Consider the following 21,708-nt stretch of genomic DNA (forward strand, 5'->3'; position numbering starts at 1 on the left):
CGTGGAGTGACAGATGGTGTTGTGGCCGACGCTGAGCCTGATCGGGTTCTTGGCCCTGACGGCCCTGGTGATCGCGATGGGCACGCAGTCCACCGCACGGTACGAGGCAGAGAAGCGCGCGGCATCTGGGCCGCTCGGACGGGCCGCGACGTCGGACTCCCGCTCCCCGCGCCCTGCGAACGCCGTCTCCTGACGCACCCGGGGAGGCCGGCCGGCCTCCCCGAACTGCCGCACCACGGCGGTCCTCCTCCCGGAGGGCTGCCGTCGTCGTGCCCGCACGTGGGTGTCGCCACGCGCGGGCGGACGCTCAGCTGAACCAGTCGCCGCGCATCTGGAGCACCGTGGTGTCCAGCGAGGCCAGCAGGGCCAGCTGTGGGCCGACCTTCGGCAGCTCCCAGCGCTGGAAGTACCGCGCTGCCTGGTGCTTCCCGGCGTAGAAGTCGCCCTCCCGGCCCTCGGCGGCCAGGGCCTGCTCCAGCCACAGCCAGCCGACGACGAGGTGGCCGGCCGCCTCGAGGTAGACGCTCGCGTTGGCCAGCGCCACCTGCGGGTCGCCCTGCCCCCACAGCGTCGCGGTGACCGCCCCGAGCTGCTGCACCAGGTCGTCGAGTTGCTCGCCCAGGTCGGCCCACTGCGTGCCGGCCGCCCGCGCGGTGGTCGCCGCGATCGTCTCGCCGAGCAGCGCCAGGCCGGCCCCGCCGGACATGACGACCTTGCGACCGAGCAGGTCCAGCGCCTGGACCCCGTGGGTGCCCTCGTGGATGGGGTTGAGCCGGTTGTCCCGGTAGAACTGCTCGACCGGGTAGTCGCGGGTGTAGCCGTAGCCCCCGTGCACCTGGATCGCCAGGTCGTTCGCGGCCAGACACCACTGCGAGGGCCAGCTCTTGGCGATCGGGGTCAGCATCTCCAGCAGCAGGTGCGCCCGGGCGCGTTCCTCCTCGGTCTCCGCCGTCCGCTCCTCGTCGACCAGCCGGGCGCAGTAGAGCCCCAGCGCCAGCCCGCCCTCGACGTAGGACTTGCCGGCCAGCAGCATCCGCCGGACGTCGGGGTGCTCGATGATCGGCACCGGCGGCGCGGCGGGGTCCTTGCCCGACAGCGGCCGGCCCTGGGTGCGGTCGCGGGCGTAGTCGACGGCGTGCAGCCAGCCGGTGTAGCCCAGCCCGGTGGCGCCCATCCCGACGCCGATCCGCGCCTCGTTCATCATGTGGAACATGTAGGTCAGGCCCCGGTGCTGCTCGCCGACCAGGAAGCCGACGGCGCCGGGTCGCCCGCCGGGGGTGTGCACGCCCTCGCCGAAGTTCAGCAGGGTGTTCGTCGTCCCGCGGTAGCCCATCTTGTGGTTGAGGCCGGCCAGCACGACGTCGTTCCGCTCGCCGAGCGACCCGTCCTCCTCGACGAGGAACTTCGGCACGATGAACAGCGAGATGCCCTTCACGCCCGCCGGGCCCCCGGGCACCTTGGCCAGCACCAGGTGGACGATGTTCTCGGTCAGCTCATGGTCACCGGCCGAGATCCACATCTTGTTGCCGGTCAGCCGGTAGCTGCCGTCGTCCTGCGGGACGGCGCGGGTGGTGATGTCGGCCAGCGACGACCCGGCCTGCGGCTCCGACAGCGCCATCGTGCCGAACCAGCGGCCCTCGGCCATCGGCGGCACGTAGGTCTGCACCTGCTCCGGGGTGGCGTGGGCGACCAGCAGGTTCGCGTTGGCCATCGTCAGGAACGGATAGGCCGAGGTGCCGATGTTGGCCGCCTGGAACCACACGTGCACCGCCTGGTTCACCACCGCCGGCAGCTGCAGCCCGCCGAGCTCCTCGGGCAGTGCGGCGGCGTTCATCCCCGCCTCGGCGAAGACCTTGAGCGCGGCCGCCACCTCCGGGATCAGCACCACCTTGCCGTCGACCACGTGCGGCTCGTTCTCGTCGGCCTTGCGGTTGTGCGGGGCGAACTGCTCGGTGGCGATCTGCTCGGCCAGCTCCAGGACGGCGTCGAACGTCTCCCGCGAGTGCTCGGCGTACCGCTCCCGCTTGGTCAGCGTCTCGACCTGCAGCCACTCGTGCAGCAGGAACTCGAGGTCGCGGGGGGACAGGACGAGCGACGAGCGCACGGGAGCTCCTTGACGACGGCGGTGTCGGCGGGGCGGAGGACGGCCCCTGCCCAGGTTAAGCGCACGCAGCTGGACGCCGACGGTGCTCGGTGACCAGCCTTCGGTGACCCGCGTGCAGCGTGTCGCCCTGTCGGGGGGTTGGGCTCGCGGCAGCGCCGGGTACCTGGGCGGCCATGCCCCTTTCAGACATCCTGGCCCGGGCGGCCGGGCTGGCCTCCGAGGCCGGCAGCGGCGCGCTCAAACAGCTCCAGCACGTCCGGCTCCCCGGTGTCGGTCAGGCCTCGGCCACCGACGACCCGGAGACCGCCGCCCGTCGCTGGAGAGCGGTCACCGTGCTCACCGACCCCGAGCAGTTGCAGGCCGGGACCCCGGAGCCGCTGACCCGGTTCGGTGACCGCCTGGAGATCCGGGTGACCCCCGCCCCGGGCGAGCGCGGCGCCGAGCTGGCCGCCCGCTTCCGGGACCGGGTGGGGGAGGACCAGCTGGGCGAGCTCCGCTCGGCGCTGCGGGAGGCCAAGCAGCGGATCGAGACCGGCGAGGTGCTGCGGAACGAGCCGCAGCCGCACGGCCACCGCGCGCAGACCCCCCAGGGGAAGGTCCTCGACGGCATGGACGAGCGTGCATCGAAGGAGGGCGTGCTGTGAAGGCGGCAACGTGGACCGGCGTGAACGAGGTCTCCGTCGAGGAGGTGCCCGAGCCGACGCTGCTCAACGACCACGACGTGATCCTGAAGGTCGCGCAGTCGGTGACCTGCGGGTCGGACCTGCACCTGCTGGGCGGGTACATCCCGTTCATGCGCGCCGGCGACGTGCTGGGCCACGAGTTCATCGGCGAGATCGTGGAGGCCGGGTCCGCGGTGCGGCACCGCAAGGTCGGCGACCGCGTCGTCGGCGCACCGTTCGCCGCCTGCGGGAACTGCTGGTACTGCAAGCAGGAGGAGTACTCCCTCTGCGACAACGGCAACGCGAACCCCGGCATCACCGAAGGGCTGTGGGGGCAGAGCCCCGGCGGCTGCCTCGGGTACTCCCACGCCATGGGCGGCTACGCCGGCAGCCACGCGGAGTACATCCGGGTGCCCTACGCCGACGTCGGCACCTTCGTCGTCCCCGAGGGCATCTCCGACACCCGGGCGCTGTTCGCCTCGGACGCGGCGTCCACCGGCTGGATGGGCGCCGACCTGGCCGGGACCAAGCCCGGTGACGTCGTGGCCGTCTGGGGCGCCGGCGGGGTGGGCCAGATGGCAGCGCGGGCGGCGATGCTGCTGGGGGCCGAGCAGGTCTTCGTCGTCGACCGCGTCCCTGAGCGGCTGCAGCAGGTGCGCGAGCACGTGGGTGCCGAGGCCATCGACTACTCGAGCACCGACGTCCTCGCCGAGCTGCGCGAGCGGACCGGTGGCCGCGGGCCCGACGTCTGCATCGAGGCGGTCGGCATGGAGGCGCACAGCTCCGGCGCCGCGGGGGTCTACGACCAGGTCAAGCAGCAGTTGCGGCTGCAGACCGACCGGCCCACCGCCCTCCGTGAGGCGGTCATGGCCTGCCGCAAGGGCGGGAGCATCTTCACCCTCGGGGTCTTCGCCGCGATGGTGGACAAGTTCCCGCTGGGTGCGTTGATGAACAAGGGCATCACCATGCGGGGGGCGCAGGTGCACGCCCAGCGCTACATCCCCGAACTGCTCGAGCGGATGGAGCAGGGGGAGCTCACCACCGAGCACCTGGCCACCCACGTCATGCCGTTGAGCGAGGCGCCCCGCGGCTACCAGATGTTCAAGGACAAGGAGGACGGCTGCGTGCGCGCCGTCTTCACCCCCGGCAGCTGACGCGGCCCGTCCCCGGCCGTGCGAGGCTGGGGACGGGCCCGGCACCGGGCTCCCGGACGAGCACGCCGTACCCGGACAGCGACAAGACGGTGTACCTGGAGGCCCGGTGTACTGGCTCGTCCTCGTCCTCTCCGGCGTGCTGGAGGCCGTCTGGGCCACCGCCCTCGGCCGGTCGGACGGTTTCACCCGGCTGACGCCGACCGTGGTCTTCGCGGTCGGCCTCGCCGGGAGCATGGCCGGGCTGGCCTACGCGATGCGGGGGCTGCCGATCGGCACGGCTTACGCCGTCTGGGTCGGCATCGGCGCGACGCTGACCGCAGGCTGGGCGATGTGGTCGGGGGACGAGCCGGTCACCGTCGTCCGGGTGCTGCTGCTGGCCGGGATCGTCGGCTGCGTCGTGGGGCTCAAGCTCACCCACTGACCGCCCTGCGCGCACGCCGGGCGCTGTGCACGTGCCGCAGCACGTGCACAGCGCCCGGAGCGCGTGCGAGGAGGGGTCAGCGCGGGTCGCGCGCCCCCTCCGGCAGGTGGTCGGCCGGGACGCTGTCCAGCCCGGTCGGCTGGTCCGGCGCCGCCTCGTGCCGGCCCCCGCCGGACGTCGGTGCACCGACCCGGTCGTCGTCCAGGCGCCGGTCGGTGCGGTCGGCGTCGTCGACCGGCGGCTCCACCGACGTCGGCGCCGCGGCACCGGCCGCGTGCGCCGCCGCCGTGTTCGGGTCGTCGGTGACCTCCCGGGCGCCGGCCTGCTGGGCCTGGATGCCGGACTGCGTCCGCAGCGCCAGCTGGGGGAGCAGGAGCAGGACGAAGAAGCCCAGCGCGACCACGCCGGCGGCGATCAGGAACACCATGTCGATCGAGTCGGCGAAACCGGTCTTGAACGGCAGGGCCACGGCGCTCGGCAGCTCCTGGATGAAGGAGGTGTCCGACAGGTCGGCCGCGTTGCCCGCCGCCGCCTGCAGCTGCGGGGCCAGCGCCGGGTCGGCCGCGGCGGCGTCGGAGACCGCGCTGCCGATGTCGGTGGGCAGCCGGGTGAACAGCACGGAGAGGAAGACCGCCGTCCCCAGGGTGCCGCCCATCTGGCGGAAGAACGTCACCGACGAGGTGGCGACGCCGATCTCCCGCGGGCTCACCGCGTTCTGCACCGCCAGGATGACCGGCTGGAAGTTGAAGCCCAGGCCCAGCCCCATCAGCGTCATGAAGGGGAACATCAGCGGCACCGGGGTGTCCGCGCCGACGATGAAGGACAGGGACACCAGTGCGGTGACGATGAAGACCACGCCGACCAGCGGGAACGCCTTGTACTTCCCGGTCCGCGCGATGACCTGGCCGGCGATGATCGACCCGGCCATGATCCCCATGACCAGCGGGATCATCTGCAGCCCGGCCTCGGTCGGGCTGGAGCCCTGCACGATCTGCAGGTACTGGGGCAGCAGCAGGATGCCGCCGAACATGCCCGCGCCCAGCACGATGCTGCTCAGGCTGGTCACCGCGAAGGTGCGGTTGGCGAACATCCGCAGCGGCAGCAGCGCGTCGTCCTTGTAGACCCGCTCGGCGAGCACGAAGAGCGCGAAGCCGAGCGCGGAGAGGGCGTAGCAGATCAGTGCGCCGGTGCTGCTCCAGCCCCAGGTGCGGCCCTGCTCCGCGACGATCAGCAGCGGCACCAGGAAGGTGATCAGCGCCAGCGCGCCGGGGAAGTCGATCCGGTGCTCACGCTTGGTGTGCGGCAGGTGCAGCACCTTGAAGACGACGGCGAACGCCAGGATGCCCAGCGGCACGTTGACGTAGAAGATCCACCGCCAGCCGGTGATGCCCAGGATCGTGGACTGACCGGCGAGGAACCCGCCGATGACCGGGCCCAGCACGCTGGAGGTGCCGAAGACGGCCATGAAGTACCCCTGGTACTTCGAGCGCTCCCGCGGCGGCACGATGTCGGCGATGATCGCCAGCGCCAGCGACATCAGGCCACCGGCACCGATGCCCTGGATCGCCCGGTAGACGGCCAGCTGGTACATCGTGTCGGCCAGGCCGCACAGCATCGAGCCGAGCACGAAGACGGCGATCGCGAACAGGTAGAACGGCCGGCGGCCGTACATGTCGCTCAGCTTGCCGTAGAGCGGCGTGGTGATCGTCGAGGTGATCAGGAAGGCCGTGGTCGCCCACGCCTGCAGGTCGTAGCCGTTCAGGTCGTCGGCGATCGTGCGGATCGCCGTGGACACCACGGTCTGGTCCAGCGCGGCGAGGAACATGCCGAGCAGGAGGCCGCCCAGGATCGTCATGATCTGGCGGTGGGTGAACGCCCCGGAGGCGTCGGGCGCCGCTGCGGCGGCCCGGGCGGTGCGGCGTTCGGCGCCCGTCGTGCGGTCGCTGGTCTGGGTCATCGGTCCTTCTTCTTCTGCTCGCTGTCGTCTCCGGCGCTGCCAGCGGGGGCGCCCGGGGTCGGGAGGTGGTCGGTGAGGTCCTGCACGAACCGCTGCAGCGCCGCGGTGAAGGAGTCCAGCTCGGCAGGGGTCCACCCCGCGGTGGCCGTGGCCAGGTGGGCGTTGCGCTCCTCGCGCAGCCGCTCCATGGCGGCCTCGCCGGCCGGGGTCACGATGAGCCGGCTGGCCCGGCCGTCCCGCTCGTCGGCCACCCGGCGGACGAGCCCCTGGTCGACGAGGAGCGTGACGTGCCGGCTGACCGTCGAGGGGTCGGCGTGCACCACCTCGGCGAGCGCGCCCTGGCGGAGCGGGCCGAGGCGGGTCAGCGGGAACAGCAGCACGTGCGCCGCCCGCTCCCGGGCGTCGGGGCCGGACTCGTCGGTGGCCAGGGACTTGAGCGCGTGCATCACCCGCATCAGGCGGGCGAGCTCGTCACCCAGGACCGCCTGTTGGTCTGGATGTGGGGCGAGGTCGGTCACGAGCGCTCCGGGGGACGCGGTGGGCTGAGCAGCGCGACGATGCGCCGGAGGAGCAGTTGCACGGTACAAGCCGTTGCGCGGTACATGCAACCAGTTGTGGTCTGCACTGGATCTGCTGCCTGCGGTCGCGGCCGCGGAGGTGAGACCCTGGGGAGTCGTCCCCCTCTTCAAGGAACTGCGAGCACCCCGTGACCACCCCGCACGACGACCTCCGGTCCCGGCTGTCCGCACTCACCCTCGCCGATGAGCACCGGCTCCGCCGACGGCTCGACGGCACCCGGCGCACCAAGGACCCGGCGGCCCGCGCCCGGCAGCACGAGCAGGTCGCCACGGACGTCGCCGCCGCCGAGGAGCGGATCGCCCGCCGTCGCGCCGCCGTCCCGGTGGTCAGCTACCCGGAGGAGCTGCCGGTCAGCCAGCGCCGCGAGGAGATCGCGGCCGCGCTGCGCGACTCCCAGGTGGTCGTGGTGGCCGGGGAGACGGGCTCGGGGAAGACCACCCAGCTGCCGAAGATCCTGCTGGAGCTGGGCCGCGGGGTGCGCGGCCGGATCGGGCACACCCAGCCGCGGCGGCTGGCCGCCCGCACGGTGGCCGAGCGGATCGCCGAGGAGATCGGCACCCCGCTGGGCGACGTCGTCGGGTGGAAGGTCCGGTTCACCGACGAGGTCGGCGACCGCACGCTGGTCAAGCTGATGACCGACGGCGTCCTGCTGGCCGAGGTGCAGCGCGACCGGATGCTGCGCCAGTACGACACGATCATCATCGACGAGGCCCACGAGCGGAGCCTCAACATCGACTTCCTGCTGGGCTATCTCGCCCGGCTGCTGCCCCGCCGCCCGGACCTGAAGCTGGTCATCACCTCGGCGACCATCGACGTCGACCGGATCGCCAAGCACTTCTCGACCGACGGCGCGCAGGTCCCCGTCGTCGAGGTCAGCGGGCGGACCTACCCGGTCGAGGTCCGCTACCGCCCCGTCATCGACCCCGACGACCCGGACGCGGACCCCGACCGGGACCAGACCTCCGCGATCGTCGACGCCTGCGCCGAGCTGGTCGCCGAGGGGCCGGGCGACGTCCTGGTGTTCCTTGCCGGTGAGCGCGAGATCCGGGACACCGCCGAGGCGCTGGCCGGGACGACGGAGCGCAACGGCACGCCCATCGACGTCCTGCCGCTCTACTCCCGGCTGTCGGCCGCCGACCAGCACAAGGTCTTCCAGGCGCACACCGGCCGCCGGATCGTGCTGGCCACCAACGTCGCCGAGACGTCGCTGACCGTGCCCGGCATCAAGTACGTCGTCGACCCCGGCACCGCGCGGATCTCCCGGTACAGCCATCGCACCAAGGTGCAGCGGCTGCCGATCGAGCCGGTCAGCCAGGCCTCGGCCCGGCAGCGCTCCGGCCGGTGCGGGCGCACCAGCGAGGGCATCGCGATCCGGCTGTACACGGAGGACGACTACGACGCCCGACCGGAGTACACCGACCCGGAGATCCTGCGCACCAACCTCGCCTCGGTGCTGCTGCAGATGGCCTCGCTCGACCTCGGCGACGTCGCCGACTTCCCGTTCATCGACCCGCCGGACCGCCGGGCGGTCGCCGACGGCCTCGCGCTGTTGGAGGAGCTGGCCGCGCTGGACGGCGAGGGCAAGCTCACCGAGACCGGGCGGGCGCTGGCCGCGCTGCCGCTGGACCCGCGGATCGCCCGGATGGTCGTGGAGGCCGACCGGCGCGGGGTGCTGGAGGAGGTGCTGGTCATCGCCGCCGGGCTCACCGTGCAGGACGTGCGGGAGCGCCCGGCCGAGCACCAGCAGGCCGCCGACGAGCTGCACAAGCGCTTCGCCGACGAGAACTCCGACTTCCTCGCCCTGCTCAACCTCTGGCAGTACCTGGCGGAGCGGGCCGAGGAGCTGTCGGGCAACCAGTTCCGGCGCACCGTCAAGAAGGAGTTCCTGCACTACCTGCGCATCCGCGAGTGGCAGGACCTGCACGGCCAGCTGCGCAGCACGGCCCGCCGGCTGGGCATGACCACCGGCTCGCTGGCCCCCGCCCCCGACGAGCGGGGCGTCACCGCGTCACTGCTCGCCGGGCTGCTCTCCCAGGTCGGGATGCAGGCCGAGCCGGTCAAGGACCGCAGCGGCAAGCCCGGCCGGCCCGGCCGGGAGTACCTGGGCACCCGGAACACCCGGTTCGTGATCGCCCCGGGCACCCCGCTGGCCAAGAAGCCGCCACGTTGGGTGGTCGCCGCCGAGCTGGTCGAGACCAGCAGGCTCTTCGCCCGCACCGTCGCCCGGATCGACCCGGAGGTGGTCGAGCGGCTGGCCGACCACCTGGTGAACCGGCAGTACAGCGAGCCGCGGTGGGACGCCAAGCGCGGCTCGGTCGTCGCCACCGAGCGGGTCACCCTCTACGGCCTGCCGCTGGTGGTGGGCCGGCGCGTGCAGTACGGCTCGATCGACCCGGTGGTCTCCCGCGAGCTGTTCATCCGGCACGCCCTGGTGCAGGGCGAGTGGACGACGCACCACCGGTTCTGGGCGGAGAACCAGGCCGCCGTCGAGCGGGTCGCCGAACTCGAGGAGCGGGCCCGCCGGCGCGACATCCGGGTGGACGACGAGACGGTGTTCGAGCTCTACGAGGCCCGCCTCCCGGCCGACGTCGTCTCCACCCGGCACTTCGACCGCTGGTGGAAGGAGGCCCGCCGGACCCGGCCGGACCTGCTCACCTTCACCCCGGAGATGCTCACCAACGCCGCGGCGGCCGGCCAGGTGCAGGCCGAGGACTACCCGGACGAGGTGCGGCTGACGCAGGGCCTGACCCTGCCGCTGTCCTACGCGTTCGCCCCCGGCGCGGCCGAGGACGGCGTCACCGTCGACGTCCCGCTGGGCGTGCTGGACACCCTCGCCAGGACCTCGGGGGAGTCGCTGGCGTTCACCGTGCCCGGGCAGCGGGCCGAGCTGGTCACCGAGCTGCTCCGGTCGCTGCCCAAGCAGCTGCGGCGCGGTCTGGTGCCGATCCCCGACCGGGTGCGCGAGGTGCTGCCGCACATCGACCCGACCGAACCGCTGCTGCCGGCGCTGGAGCGCGAGCTGCGCCGGGCGACCTCGGTGGTCATCCCGCCCGATGCCTGGCAGCCCGCCGAGGTGCCCGCGCACCTCCGGGCGACCTTCCGGGTGCTCGACGACCAGCAGCGCCCGCTCGCCCAGGGCAAGGACCTGGCCGAGCTCCGGGCGCGGGTGGCGCCGCAGGCGCGGGCCAGCCTGGCCCGGGCGGCCTCCACCTACGAGCGCACCGGCCAGACGAGCTGGACCTTCGGGGACCTGCCCGAGACCGTGGAGGTGCAGCGCGGCGGGCACGTCGTCACCGCCTACCCCGCGCTGGTCGACGAGGGCGAGACGGTCGGTGTCCGGGTGGTGGCGACCCCCGCGGAGGCGACCCGGCTGGGCTGGCGCGGCGCGCGGCGGCTGCTGGAGCTCGTGGCCGGCTCGCCGGTCCGGCAGGTGGTCAAGGGGCTGGGCCCGCGCACCCGGCTGGCGCTGCAGTTCAACCCGGACGGCGAGATCCCCGACCTGGTGGCCGATTGCGTGGACGCCGCCGCCGACGAGCTCATCGCCGCGGCCGGTGGCCCGCCGCGCACCGAGGCCGCTTTCACCGCCCTGCTGGCCACGGCGCGGGAGCAGCTGCTGCCGCTGACCTCCGACGCCGTCCGCCGGGTGGAGGCGGTGCTGACCCAGGCCCGCGAGGTCGCGATCGCCATCGGTGCCGCACCCGGACGCCGGGTGCCGGAGGCGGCGATCGCCGACCTGCGCGCCCAGATGGGCGGGCTGCTGCACCGCGGGTTCGTCGCCGACGCCGGGCGTCGCCGGCTGCCGGACCTGGTGCGGTACCTGACCGCGATGGCCCACCGGCTGGAGAAGCTGCCGGCCAACGCCGCCCGGGACCAGCTGTGGACGGCGCAGGTCGCCGCGGTGACGGCGGAGTACGCGCAGCTGCGTGCCGCCGCGCCGCCGACCGGGGCGCCGGACGACCCGGTCACCCGGGTGCGCTGGATGATCGAGGAGCTGCGGGTGGGCCTGTTCGCCCAGACCGTCGGCACCCCGCGGCCGATCTCCGAGCAGCGGGTCTACAAGGCGATCGACGCGATCAGCGCCTGAACCCGGCCCCGGGTCAGCTCCGGCGGCGTCAGATCGGGTCGGTCGTCTCCCGGAGCAGGGCGGAGATCCGTTGCCGGGTCACGCCGAACAGCGCGGCGATCCGGTTGATGCTCACGTCCTCGGCCTGGAGTGCGGCCGCCTGCTCGCGCCGCCAGGCGTGCCCGGCGGTGGACAGCACGCCCAGCACGGTGCTGATCCGCTCGACGATGAGGGGGTGCGCCTCCGAGCCGACGACGTCCAGCCACGGCAGGCCGGATGCGCGTGCGGCGAGCAGTGCCTCGGCCCGGGCCTTCGCCTGCTCGAGCTGGACGGTGCAGGAGTCGAGCTCGGTCAGCAGGGTGCGCAGGGCGCGGGTGGCGTCGTCCTCGGACGGCTCGCCGGCCTCGGTCACGCGGTCGCGCTCCGGGTCCGTGCACCCGGGTCCGTCGGCCCGGGTGAATCGGTTGGACACTACCGGATTGAACACGTGTTGCCCGCAACGGCCGTTGCAGGTGCCGACTCCCGACGGGATGGTGGTGCGCCGGCAAGCGCGTGTGGTTCGAGCTGTCACCCGCCGGGGTGGGGGAGCCCACCGAGCGCTGACCGCCGCTGGTTTGCCGTCCCCGCGTCACGGGGACGGTCGAGGGGACCGCGATCGTCAGACGAAGGAGTCGTCGCATGAGTGAGCCCACCAGCCACACCGAGCCCGCCGGGCAGGGTCTGTCCGACGAGGAGATGGTGGAGACCGTCGCCGGGCAGACCGACAGCGCCTCCGAGAACGCCGACACGGCCGGCAAGGACTGGAACGGCGAGGCCGCGGACGCCCCGCAGCCGGACGCCGCGACCGACCCGTCGGCCTGACCCGGTAGGGCTACCCCGTCTGCGACGCCGTCCTCGCCTCGCCAGGATCCAGGACGGCGTCGCGCGCGGCACCCCAGCCGGCCCGGAGCATCGGCGCCAGGAGCGCGATGAGCAGCAGCAGGGGCCAGGTCCACCCGCTCGTGAGGTCGTGCAGGGCGCCGAGCACCACCGGGCCGGTGGAGGCGACCAGGTAGCCCAGGCACTGGGCGACGCCCCCCAGCCGGGCGGCCACCAACGGGGTCGGGCTGCGCAGCACGATGAGGGTCAGCGCCAGGGCGAACCCGCCGCCCTGGGCCACGCCGAAGACGGCCACCCAGACCAGCGTGCCGCTGGCCGGGGCGAGCAGCAACCCGCCCAGCCCGACGGCGTACGCGGTCAGCACGCCGGCCACCAGTGGCCGCTGGTCGGCCATCCGTCCGGCGGCGGCCGGCACGAGCAGCGCCCCGACCGCACCGGTCACGTTCGAGGCGGCCAGCAGCAGCCCGCCCTCGCGGACCGGGACACCGGCGTCGGCGAGCAGGGTGGGCAGCCAGGCGGCGAAGGAGTAGAACTGCACGCTCTGCAGGCCGAGGTAGGCGGTCACCTGCCGGGCCAGCGGCTGCCGCAGCAGCGACCACGCCCCGGCGCCGGTCTCCGCCGTCCTCGCCGGGGTGCCACGCACCCCGGCCACCGGCAGCCAGAGCGCCAGGCCGGCGACGGCCAGCACCAGCCAGGAGGCGAGCGCCACCCGCCACTCCACGCCCAGCGCCACGCCCAGCGGCACGGTGAGCCCCGCGGCGGCAGCCGCCCCGATGTTGAGCGACGCGGTGTAGGCGCCCATCACGGCGCCCGGGCGGGTGAACTCCCGTTTGACGTAGGCCGGCATCAGCACGTTCGCGATGGCGATCGCCGCGCCGGCCACCAGGCTGCCGGCGTAGAGGAGCGCGACCGGGGACAGCAGCCGCAGGGCGATGCCGACGGCCAGCAGTGCGAGCGAGGCGGCCACCGCCGTCTCCAGCCCGATCCGGCGGGCCAGACGTGGGGCGAGCGGGGCGAACGCGCCGAAGCAGAGCACCGGCAGCGCGGTCAGCAGACCGGCCAGCGCACTGCTCAGGCCCGTGTCGGCCCGCAGCTGGCCCAGCAGGGGGGCCACCGCCACGATGGCCGGCCGCTGGCTCAGCGCGACGACGATGATCGCGGTGACCAGCAGCAACGCCGCGCCCCGCGAGCGAACGGCCCGCGGGGCCGACTGGTTCACCCGGCGGGGGTGAGCATCCCGGCGCCGACGGTGGCGTTGGTCGCCTCGTCGATCAGGATGAAACGGCCGGTGACCCGGTTGCGGTGGTAGTCGTCGACGAACAGCGGCTGGGTGGTGCGCAGCCGCACCCGGCCGATGTCGTTGAGACCCAGCTCGGTCGCGTCGGTCTCCCGGTGCAGGGTGTTGACGTCCAGCCGGTACTGCAGGTCCTTGACCATCGCGCGCACCGTGCGGGTGGTGTGCTTGACGGCCAGCCGCATCCGCGGGGTCAGCGGGGTGTCGGCCATCCAGCAGACCAGCGCGTCCAGGTCCTGGGTGACGTGCGGGGCGTTGTGCGGGCGGCAGATCATGTCGCCGCGGGAGACGTCCAGGTCGTCGGCCAGCCGCACGGTCACCGACATCGGGGGGAACGCCGCCTCCACCGGGCCGTCGGGCCCGTCGATCGCGGTGATCGTGGTGGTCAGCCCGCTGGGCAGCACCTGCACCTCGTCACCGGGGCGCAGCACGCCGGCACCGACCCGGCCGGCGTAGCCGCGGTAGTCGTGGAAGGCGTCGGACTGCGGCCGGACCACGTACTGGACCGGGAACCGGGTGTCGACCAGGTTCCGGTCACTGGCCACGTGCACGTGCTCGAGGTGGTGCAGCAACGAGGTGCCCTCGTACCAGGGGGTGTTCGCCGACCGGGTCACCACGTTGTCGCCCTGCAGGGCCGAGATCGGGACGACGGTGAGGTCGGGGACCTCCAGCTTGGTGGCGAAGGCGGTGAACTCGTCGCGGATGCCCTCGAACACCTCCTCCGACCAGTCGACCAGGTCCATCTTGTTCACCGCGACCACCAGGTGCGGCACCCGCAGCAGGGAGGCGAGGAAGGCGTGCCGGCGGCTCTGCTCGACCATGCCCTTGCGTGCGTCGACCAGCACGATCGCCAGGTCCGCGGTCGAGGCGCCGGTGACCATGTTCCGGGTGTACTGCACGTGCCCGGGGGTGTCGGCGAGGATGAACGTGCGCCGCGGGGTGCTGAAGTAGCGGTAGGCGACGTCGATGGTGATGCCCTGCTCGCGCTCGGCGCGCAGCCCGTCGGTGAGCAGCGCCAGGTCGACGTAGTCGCCGCGGCTGGCCCGCGCGATCGCCGCGTACTGGTCCTCGAACACGGCCTTGCTGTCGTACAGCAGCCGGCCGATCAGCGTGCTCTTGCCGTCGTCGACCGAGCCGGCGGTGGCGATCCGCAGGATGTCCTTGCGGGCGTGCGCGATCTCCGCGGCCGCCTCGGCGGCGGCGGAGTGGACGTCGATGGGTGCGTCGGCGGAGGTCATCGGGCGGCCTCTCCCCTGTCTCGTCGGAGGTCTCGCTGGCGGGTGGCGCGGCGGTGGCGGACGCTGGGGGTCACGTCCACGGAGGGGGGACGGTGTTCCTCTTCGCTGCCGCGGTGCCCGCGCTGATGGTCGTGGTGCTCGGCTACGTCGTCGGCTACGTCGTCACCGAGTGGGCCAGCGGTCTGCTCGACTCGGCGTTCGGTGCGCCGCTGGACCCGGGCGTGCCCGAGGTGGTGGGCTGGCTGACCGGGCTGGTGCTCCTGGGCGTCGTCGTCCGGGTGCTGGTCGACCGCCGTCGGCGACTGCGGCGCGCGCTGCGCAGGGCTCGCCTGCAGGGGCAGCAGGGCGAGGTCGAGCGGCTGGAGGCCGCGTTGGCCGCGCGTGCCCGGCGCCGTCCGGATCGGCGCCATCAGAAGTAGCCCTCCTTCTTCCGGTCCTCCATGGCGGCGTCGCTGACCTTGTCGTCGCCGCGGGTGGCGCCGCGCTCGGTCAGCCGGGTCACCGCGATCTCGGCGATGACCTCCTCGACGTTGGTGGCCGTGGAGCGGACGGCGGCGGTCAGGTTGGCGTCGCCGACGGTGCGGTACCGCACGCTCTCGCGCAGCACCTGCTCGCCGTCCCGGGGCGTGATGAAGTCGTTGACCGCGTAGAGCATCCCCTGGCGGTCCACGACGTCCCGCTCGCGGGCCAGGTAGAGCTGCGGGATCGCGATCTCCTCCTGGGCGATGTAGCCCCAGATGTCCAGCTCCGTCCAGTTGGACAGCGGGAACACCCGGATCGACTCACCGAGGTGCGTGCGGCCGTTGTAGAGGTCCCAGAGCTCGGGGCGCTGGTTCTTCGGGTCCCACTGGCCGAACTCGTCGCGGAAGGAGAACATCCGCTCCTTGGCCCGGGCCTTGTCCTCGTCGCGCCGTGCGCCGCCGAACAGGGCGGTGAAGCCGTGCTGCTCGACGGCGTCCAGCAGCACCGGGGTCTGGATCCGGTTGCGCGACCCGTTCGGCTCCTCGCGCACCGTGCCGGCGGCGATGGCATCGGGGACCGAGGCGATCACCAGCTCCACCCCGAGCTCGGCGACGCGCTTGTCCCGGAACTCCAGGACCTCGGGGAAGTTCAGCCCGGTGTCGATGTGCATCACCGGGAAGGGGATGCGGGCCGGTGCGAACGCCTTGCGGGCGAGCTCGAGCATGACGATCGAGTCCTTGCCGCCGGAGAACAGCAGCACCGGCCGCTCGGACTCGGCGGCCACCTCGCGGAGCACGTGGACGGACTCGGCCTCCAGCGTCTGCAGCTGGGTGAGCCGGTGGTCGGCGATGGACACGCTGTCGAGCTCCCGAGGACGGCGGCACGCATCGCCGGCCGGCGACACGATCAGTGGGGCAACCGCATCGACGTGATGGGGATTCCCGGACCCCAGTGTCCGTCATGGCCCACGGGGACCGGTCGGGCGGTGGGCTCAGCGGGGTCGGTCGACCACCCCGGTCGCGTCCCCGGGCCGGCCGGGCGGGGTCGGGCGGCCGGTCGCGTCGGTGATGGTGGAGAAGTAGGCGGCGACCTGCTCCGGCCGTGGTGTCACGAAGACGCCGTGGGCCTGGACGAGTGGCTGGTCCGGGGCCGTGGCCAGGGCGATCGTCCCGGTGATGACGGTCTTGCGGCCGGTGTTCCCGCTGACCGCCGCGCGGAGCACCAGCGCCGTCTCCAGGGGGACCGGACGGCGGTAGTCGAGCTCGAGCCGTGCGGTCATGCCCCAGAGCCCGGCCGCGATCGCCGCCGACCCCAGCAGCTGGTCCATCAGCAGCGCGCTCATCCCGCCGTGCACGTAGCTGGGCGGTCCCTCGTAGGCCAGCCCCAGCGTCACCTCGCTGACGACACCGCCGTCCTCGCGCCGGATGACCAGCGGTGGGGCCAACGGACTGCCGACCCCGCTGACCGGGTTGAACACCCGCCGCGCCTGCGCCGGGTCGTCCAGTGCGGGCAGCTGGTCACGGCTGCGGCGGGCCGCCGACAGCCGGGCGGTCACCTGCCGGACGGCGACGGCGGCGGCGTGCAGCTCCGCGGCCGGGACCGTCGTCGTCACCGTGGCGCCGACCAGCTCGCGCAGGGCGCTGCCCAGGTCGGTGACGGCGGCCAGCAGCTCGGCCTCGGTGGCGGTTCCCTCGATCGTCACCCGTGGATTGGACCAGCCGGCCCGTCGGGCGGGTCAGGTGGGGCCGGACGGCTGCGGACCGGAGCGGGGCAGGTGGACGGCGAAGGTGGCGCCCTCGCCTGGGGCGGTGTGCAGCTCGACCCGACCGCCGTGCGCCTCGACCAGTGCGGCGACGATGGACAGCCCGAGCCCGGTGCCCCCGGCGGCCCGGGTGCGGGAGGAGTCGGCCCGGTAGAACCGCTCGAACACCCGGTCGGCGTCGGCCGGCGCCAGGCCGGGGCCCTCGTCGCTGACCGCGACGACGAGCCCGTCGGGCTCGGTCTCGTCCTCGGCGACGCGCAGGGTCACCCGGGTGCCGGCGGGGGTGTGGGTGAGCGCGTTGGCGACCAGGTTCCCGATCACCTGACGCAGCCGGGCCTCGTCGCCGCGCACGACGGGCACGTCGGTCAGCGAGGGGTCCAGCTGCAGGCTGACCGGGCGGTCGGGGGCGACGGCGCGGGCGTCGTGCACGGCGTCCCCGGCCAGTTCGGCCAGGTCGACGGGGGCCAGGGCCAGCGGCCGCTGCTGGTCCAGCCGGGCCAGCTGCAGCAGGTCCTCGACGAGCAACCCCATCCGGGTCGCCTCGGACTCGATCCGCTGCATCAGCCGGCCGGTGTCCTCCGGGCCGTCGACCGCACCCTGGCGGTGCAGCTCGGCGAAGCCGCGGATGGACGTCAACGGGGTGCGCAGCTCGTGGCTGGCGTCGGCGACGAACCGGCGCATCCGCGCCTCGGAGGCGACGGCGTGCTCCTCGGAGGCCTGCTGGGCGCGGAAGGAGCTCTCGATCCGACCGAGCATCCCGTTCAGCGCGGCCGACAGCCGGCCGACCTCGGTCCGGTCGTCGCCCACCGGCACGCGCCGGGACAGGTCGCCGGCGGCGATCGCCCGGGCGGTGTCCTCGACCTCTGTCAGGGGGCGCAGGCTGTTGCGCACGACGAGGTGGCCGGCGACGCCCAGCACCGCCAGGACCAGCAGCCCGACGATGAGCTCGATCCGCACCAGCCGGCCCAGGGCGTCTTCGTCGGCGCTCAGGTCGAGTCCGAGGACGACGACGTACTCCTCGCTGACCGGGGTGCTGGGCACCCGGATCGCGCCCACCCGCCAGGTGGTCCGTCCGTCCTGCGATGCGGTGGAGATGGCGTCGGTGCCGTCGACGCCGACTTCCGTCGCGTCCAGACGGCTGACGTCGGGCAGGTCGTCGTCGTCCGGGCCCTGCACGACCGAGACGGAGTCCTCCTCGGCGTCGAGGCCCAGGCAGGCGATGTACTGGTTGCTCGGGATGCGCGGCCAGTCGCCGGCGCAGGCCTGCAGGATCCGGACCGGCTGCCCCGCCAGCTGGTCCAGGCCGGCGTCCAGCTGCTCGTCCTGCTGCTCGACGAGGTAGTCGCGCAGCAGGGAGGTGGCGGCGAAGCCGGTGGCGGCCAGCGCGGCTGCGACCAGGGCCACCATCAGGGCCACCAGGGTGACCCGCAGCGGGACCCGGGGCGTGGGGCCCTGGGCCGGGTGTTCCACCGGGTCACCCGGGGGTGGCGCAGCCGGCGCGGTGTCCACCGCCCTGCTCCGGGCGGTCGCGGTCACGAGCCGCGGGGGAGGCGGAGGGAGTAGCCGACGCCGCGCAGCGTGTGCAGCAGTCGAGGTTCGGTGGTGTCGATCTTGCGGCGGAGGTAGGAGATGTAGGACTCCACGACGTTGGCCTCGCCGTTGAAGTCGTAGTTCCACACGTGGTCCAGGATCTGCGCCTTCGACAGCACCCGGCCGGCGTTGGTCATCAGGTAGCGGAGCAGCTTGAACTCCGTCGGCGACAGGCTGACCAGCTTGCCGGCCTTGAGGACCTCGTGCGACTCCTCGTCGAGCTCGATGTCGGCGAAGGTCAGCCGCGGGGCCTCGGCGGCCTGCTGCACGCTCTGGGTGCGGCGCAGCACCGCCCGGATCCGGGCGAGGACCTCGTCGAGGCTGAACGGCTTGGTGACGTAGTCGTCCCCGCCCAGGGTCAGGCCGGTCACCTTGTCCTCGGCGGCGTCCCGGGCGGTCAGGAAGAGCACCGGGGTGTTGCTCCCGTTCTGACGCAGCCGCCGGACGACGCCGAAGCCGTCCAGTCCGGGCATCATCACGTCCAGCACCAGCAGGTCCGGCTGGAACTGGTCGGCGATCGACAGGGCCTGCTGCCCGTCCGGGGCGGTGGCGACCTCGAAGCCGGCGTACCGGAGGCTGGCCGACAGCAGCTCACGGATGTTCGGCTCGTCGTCGACGACGAGGAGCCGGGCCTCGGGCCGCCGGGCGCCGGGCGCGGGTGAGCCGGAGCTCATGGTGGACACGTCCCCTCCCGATGGACCCTGCGGCGACGTCGTCATCGCTCCAGGGTCCCGCTGGCGGCTGCGGCTGTCCTGGACGGTACCTGTGAGGAGCCTGGGGATCAGGCCGCGGGGACCGTCGCCCAGGCGGTCAACCGGCCGGGGACATCGCGCGGCCGGCGCGCCAGTACCCGATGGCGTGGTGCTGGCCCCGGCGGAGCCCCCAGCGGCCCCGCAGGTCGGCGCGCACGGCGCGGACGACGGCCGACTCGGCGCCCACCCAGGCGAACAGGTCCTCACCGGGCGGGCGGAACAGGGCGGCCACCGCGTCGACCAGCAGGGTGCTGCTCCCCGGCGCCACGCCGGCCCGGTGCAGCCAGCGCACCTCGACGCCGGCCGGCGCGGTCAGCGGCTGTTCCTCCTGGGGGCCGGCCACCTCGAGCAGGGCCACCCCACGGGTGTCGGGGTCGGCCGCCGCCAGGATCCGGCTGATCGCCGGGAGCGCGGTCTCGTCGCCGGCCAGCAGCAGCCAGCCGGCAGGAGAGGCGCCCAGGGGAGCGGCGCTGGCCAGGCCCAGCACGGCACCGGGCGCGGCGGCCGCGGCCCAGGAGGCGGCCGGGCCGTCGCCGTGCAGGACGAAGTCGACGTCGACCTCGCCGGCGTCCGGGTCCTGCCGACGCGCGGTGTAGCTCCGCAGGGCGACGCCGTGGCTGCCCTGGGGCCAGACGATGCGGCCGTCCCGCGCCACCTCCGGCCACCGCGGGGAGCGGTCCTCGGCGCGGGGGACGAGCAGGGACATCGTGGGCCCGCACGCGGCGACCACGGTGGCGGGCGCGGTGAGGGTCACCCGGCGGACCGCGGGCGTCACGTGACGCACGGACGTCACGGTGAGCACGTCGACCGGGCGGACGGCGGGATCGGCTGCCCCGGCGCCTGGTGCGGCTGCCGTGGGGGCGGGTTCCTCGGTCGGTGGCACGAGGGACGACCCTAGCGGGGCCGACCCGGCCGGCCCCGGGGGAATGGGGCCAGCCGAGCCGGCGATCGTGGACGAGGACCTCACCCAACGTGACCAGTTCATCGCACTGATCAGGGAAGACGCTGTGTGCGTCCCGTCGAGTCAGCACGCTACGTGACGATCTCGCCGTCGTCACCACCGTCCCCCCGGACACCCCCCGAACGGGTGACCGCCGTCGGGTGGCAGCCGGTCGCCCGGCGTGCACCGTCGCCCGATGTGTGCGCGGCTGCCGCCACGGGCAGGCACAGCGGACCGATGGTGCGAGAGGGAGGCCGGGATGGCGGAGGAGTTCTCGAAGGGCGACCACGTGAGCTGGAAGAGCCACGGCGGCACGGCCGAGGGCACGGTGCAGCGGGAGATCACCGAGGACACGGAGGCTGCCGGGCGCACCGTGCGCGCCAGCCCGGACGACCCGCAGTACGAGGTGGAGAGCGAGAAGAGCGGGGGCACCGCCGTGCACAAGCCCAGCGCACTGGAGAAGGACTGAGCGGCGCGGCGACGCCCGCACGGAGGAGGACATCGTGAGCGAGACCGACGGCGGCTTCACTGGGAGCCGGAGCACCAAGCACAACCCGCGCCTGGACGAGGAGCTCGAGCACGAGGTGCAGGGGATGATGAAGGCCGAGCGGGCCACCCGCTCCGAGGAGTGGCGCGAGGTGGAGCCGGTCGGCGAGGACCAGCCCGACATCGACGCCGACCCGGCCGGCACCTTGGTCGGCGGGGTCCCGGTGGGCATGGACGCCGACGCCGTCGTGGCCCGGGCCGAGCTGGCCCGCTGGCTGGACCGCGCGGACTTCCCCAGTACCGGCCCGGAGCTGGTCGAGGCCGCCCGGGACCACCGGGCCCCGGACGTGGTGGCCAGCGAGCTGTCCCGACTGCCCGACGGGCAGGTCTACGAGCGGATCGGGGACGTCGTCCGGGCGCTGGGCTACCCGACGGAGACCTGAGCACCGACCTGACCAGCGACCGGCGCCGTCCCCTCGGGGGCGGCGCCGGTCGCTGCGTTCAGGAGGAGGAGCTCTCCGCCTCGGCCTCTTCCTCGGCGATCTCCTCGGCACCGCGGCGCCGGAACAGCCGCGAGCCCGGGAAGCCCTTCACCACCTGTCGCATGTCCTGCACGGTCTCCACCAGGGTGTGCAGGTCCGGTGCAACGTCGCTCAGGGTCAGCAGCACCGGCAGGACGTCCTCGTCGAGGTGCACGACCAGGTCGGGGAGCCGGTCGACGAGGGTGATGATCGCGGTGACCTCGTCGGTGTGCAGCTCTTCGGCGAACCGGGTCAGCGACGGGGCCAGCGCGGTCAACGCCGGGCGGTAGTCGTCCAGCAGCGGGGAGATCGCGGCGAGCAGCGCCTCGGCGCGGGCCAGCGTGCCGTCGGCGGCGCCGGCCGTGCCGCCGACCGCCTCGAGGAGCGCCTCGGCGGCGTCGGTCGACCGGCCGATCCGGGCGACGGACTGGTCCGCCGCGTCGTTGGTGACGCCGATCCGGGCCACGGACCGGTCGGCGGCGTCGTTGGTGACGCCGATCCGGGCGACGGCGGCATCGGCAGCGTCGTTCGTGACGCCGATCCTGCCCACCGCAGCGTCAGCAGCGTCGTTGGTGACCCCGATCCTGCCCACCGCAGCGTCAGCAGCGTCGTTGGTGACGCCGATCCGGGCGACGGCGGCGTCGGCGGCGTCGTTGGTGACGCCGATCCGGCCCACCGCAGCGTCAGCGGCGTCGTTGGTGACGCCGATCCGGCCCACCGCAGCGTCAGCGGCGTCGTTGGTGACGCCGATCCGGGCGACGGCGGCGTCGGCCGCGTCGTTGGTGACGCCGATTCTGCCCACCGCAGCGTCAGCAGCGTCGTTGGTGACCCCGATCCTGCCCAC

20 protein-coding genes and 1 riboswitch are annotated in these 21,708 nt (G+C 73.6%); of the genes, 8 read left to right on the forward strand and 12 right to left on the reverse strand.

The genetic code is table 11. From position 1 onward, the window contains the following. Positions 1-307: 307 nt before the first annotated feature. Positions 308-2,104 carry an acyl-CoA dehydrogenase gene (locus O2W20_RS03520; protein WP_269170366.1) on the reverse strand — a complete coding sequence of 599 codons (1,797 nt, stop codon included), beginning with the start codon at positions 2,102-2,104 and terminating at the stop codon, positions 308-310. A gap of 173 nt (positions 2,105-2,277) precedes the next feature. Between O2W20_RS03520 and O2W20_RS03525 the strand changes: the two genes are divergently transcribed. From O2W20_RS03525 to O2W20_RS03535, 3 genes are all read left to right on the forward strand, one after another. Continuing rightward, on the forward strand, positions 2,278-2,748 hold the full coding sequence (locus O2W20_RS03525; RefSeq protein ID WP_269170367.1) for a hypothetical protein: 471 nt from the start codon (positions 2,278-2,280) through the stop codon (positions 2,746-2,748). Positions 2,749-2,768: 20 nt separating this feature from the next. Further along, positions 2,769-3,920 (forward strand): zinc-dependent alcohol dehydrogenase, encoded by a 1,152-nt coding sequence (locus O2W20_RS03530; protein WP_269170368.1) that lies wholly within the window; start codon positions 2,769-2,771, stop codon positions 3,918-3,920. Between the two features lie 31 nt (positions 3,921-3,951). Beyond that, positions 3,952-4,016, forward strand: a riboswitch (guanidine-III (ykkC-III) riboswitch). 10 nt (positions 4,017-4,026) lie between these two features. Continuing rightward, complete coding sequence (locus tag O2W20_RS03535) at positions 4,027-4,341, forward strand: DMT family transporter (protein WP_269170369.1); 315 nt, start codon at positions 4,027-4,029, stop codon at positions 4,339-4,341. A gap of 76 nt (positions 4,342-4,417) precedes the next feature. On the opposite strand, the gene O2W20_RS03540 is transcribed toward O2W20_RS03535, so the two are convergent. Next, positions 4,418-6,298 carry an MDR family MFS transporter gene (locus O2W20_RS03540; RefSeq protein WP_269170370.1) on the reverse strand — a complete coding sequence of 627 codons (1,881 nt, stop codon included), beginning with the start codon at positions 6,296-6,298 and terminating at the stop codon, positions 4,418-4,420. Beyond that, positions 6,295-6,816 (reverse strand): MarR family winged helix-turn-helix transcriptional regulator, encoded by a 522-nt coding sequence (locus tag O2W20_RS03545; RefSeq protein ID WP_269170371.1) that lies wholly within the window; start codon positions 6,814-6,816, stop codon positions 6,295-6,297. Before O2W20_RS03545 ends, O2W20_RS03540 begins: the two co-directional genes overlap by 4 nt. Positions 6,817-7,004: 188 nt before the next feature. Here O2W20_RS03545 and hrpA point away from each other — a divergent pair, with 188 nt between their 5' ends. Further along, positions 7,005-10,961: an ATP-dependent RNA helicase HrpA gene (hrpA, locus tag O2W20_RS03550; protein WP_269170372.1), complete on the forward strand. Its 3,957-nt coding sequence runs from the start codon at positions 7,005-7,007 to the stop codon at positions 10,959-10,961. Positions 10,962-10,989: 28 nt separating this feature from the next. On the opposite strand, the gene O2W20_RS03555 is transcribed toward hrpA, so the two are convergent. Next, positions 10,990-11,352, reverse strand: a complete 363-nt coding sequence (locus tag O2W20_RS03555) for a hypothetical protein (RefSeq protein WP_269170373.1) — start codon at positions 11,350-11,352, stop codon at positions 10,990-10,992. A gap of 266 nt (positions 11,353-11,618) precedes the next feature. Between O2W20_RS03555 and O2W20_RS03560 the strand changes: the two genes are divergently transcribed. Beyond that, positions 11,619-11,801, forward strand: a complete 183-nt coding sequence (locus tag O2W20_RS03560) for a hypothetical protein (RefSeq protein ID WP_269159015.1) — start codon at positions 11,619-11,621, stop codon at positions 11,799-11,801. Between the two features lie 10 nt (positions 11,802-11,811). Here O2W20_RS03560 and O2W20_RS03565 read toward each other — a convergent pair whose 3' ends face one another. Next, positions 11,812-13,038: a CynX/NimT family MFS transporter gene (locus tag O2W20_RS03565; protein ID WP_269170374.1), complete on the reverse strand. Its 1,227-nt coding sequence runs from the start codon at positions 13,036-13,038 to the stop codon at positions 11,812-11,814. Next, positions 13,035-14,351 (reverse strand): sulfate adenylyltransferase subunit 1, encoded by a 1,317-nt coding sequence (locus O2W20_RS03570; protein ID WP_269170375.1) that lies wholly within the window; start codon positions 14,349-14,351, stop codon positions 13,035-13,037. The genes O2W20_RS03565 and O2W20_RS03570 overlap by 4 nt, the downstream gene beginning before the upstream one ends. Positions 14,352-14,443: 92 nt before the next feature. Between O2W20_RS03570 and O2W20_RS03575 the strand changes: the two genes are divergently transcribed. Continuing rightward, positions 14,444-14,770, forward strand: a complete 327-nt coding sequence (locus O2W20_RS03575; protein ID WP_269170376.1) for a hypothetical protein — start codon at positions 14,444-14,446, stop codon at positions 14,768-14,770. Here O2W20_RS03575 and cysD read toward each other — a convergent pair. From cysD to O2W20_RS03600, 5 genes are all read right to left on the reverse strand, one after another. Further along, positions 14,761-15,669 carry a sulfate adenylyltransferase subunit CysD gene (gene cysD / locus O2W20_RS03580; protein ID WP_269170377.1) on the reverse strand — a complete coding sequence of 303 codons (909 nt, stop codon included), beginning with the start codon at positions 15,667-15,669 and terminating at the stop codon, positions 14,761-14,763. The two genes, O2W20_RS03575 and cysD, sit on opposite strands and share 10 nt — an antisense overlap. A gap of 135 nt (positions 15,670-15,804) precedes the next feature. Continuing rightward, positions 15,805-16,515 carry a PaaI family thioesterase gene (locus O2W20_RS03585; RefSeq protein ID WP_269170378.1) on the reverse strand — a complete coding sequence of 237 codons (711 nt, stop codon included), beginning with the start codon at positions 16,513-16,515 and terminating at the stop codon, positions 15,805-15,807. A gap of 33 nt (positions 16,516-16,548) precedes the next feature. Next, positions 16,549-18,084, reverse strand: coding sequence for a sensor histidine kinase (locus O2W20_RS03590; RefSeq protein WP_269170379.1), 1,536 nt, complete (start codon positions 18,082-18,084; stop codon positions 16,549-16,551). Between the two features lie 23 nt (positions 18,085-18,107). Continuing rightward, a complete protein-coding gene (locus O2W20_RS03595) occupies positions 18,108-18,839 on the reverse strand; it encodes a response regulator transcription factor (protein WP_269171001.1) in 732 nt (243 codons plus the stop codon). A 136-nt stretch (positions 18,840-18,975) separates the two neighbouring features. Beyond that, a complete protein-coding gene (locus O2W20_RS03600; RefSeq protein WP_269185487.1) occupies positions 18,976-19,701 on the reverse strand; it encodes a siderophore-interacting protein in 726 nt (241 codons plus the stop codon). Between the two features lie 415 nt (positions 19,702-20,116). Between O2W20_RS03600 and O2W20_RS03605 the strand changes: the two genes are divergently transcribed. After that, a complete protein-coding gene (locus O2W20_RS03605; RefSeq protein ID WP_269170381.1) occupies positions 20,117-20,326 on the forward strand; it encodes a DUF2945 domain-containing protein in 210 nt (69 codons plus the stop codon). A gap of 34 nt (positions 20,327-20,360) precedes the next feature. Next, entirely contained in the window at positions 20,361-20,786 is a 426-nt protein-coding gene (locus O2W20_RS03610; RefSeq protein ID WP_269170382.1) for a DUF2795 domain-containing protein, read from the forward strand. A gap of 58 nt (positions 20,787-20,844) precedes the next feature. Here the strand turns inward: O2W20_RS03610 and O2W20_RS03615 are convergent. Further along, positions 20,845-21,708 (reverse strand): hypothetical protein (locus O2W20_RS03615; RefSeq protein ID WP_269170383.1); only part of this gene is annotated, 864 nt, incomplete at its 5' end.

This window comes from Modestobacter sp. VKM Ac-2982, assembly GCF_026967935.1.
Lineage (GTDB): Bacteria > Actinomycetota > Actinomycetes > Mycobacteriales > Geodermatophilaceae > Modestobacter.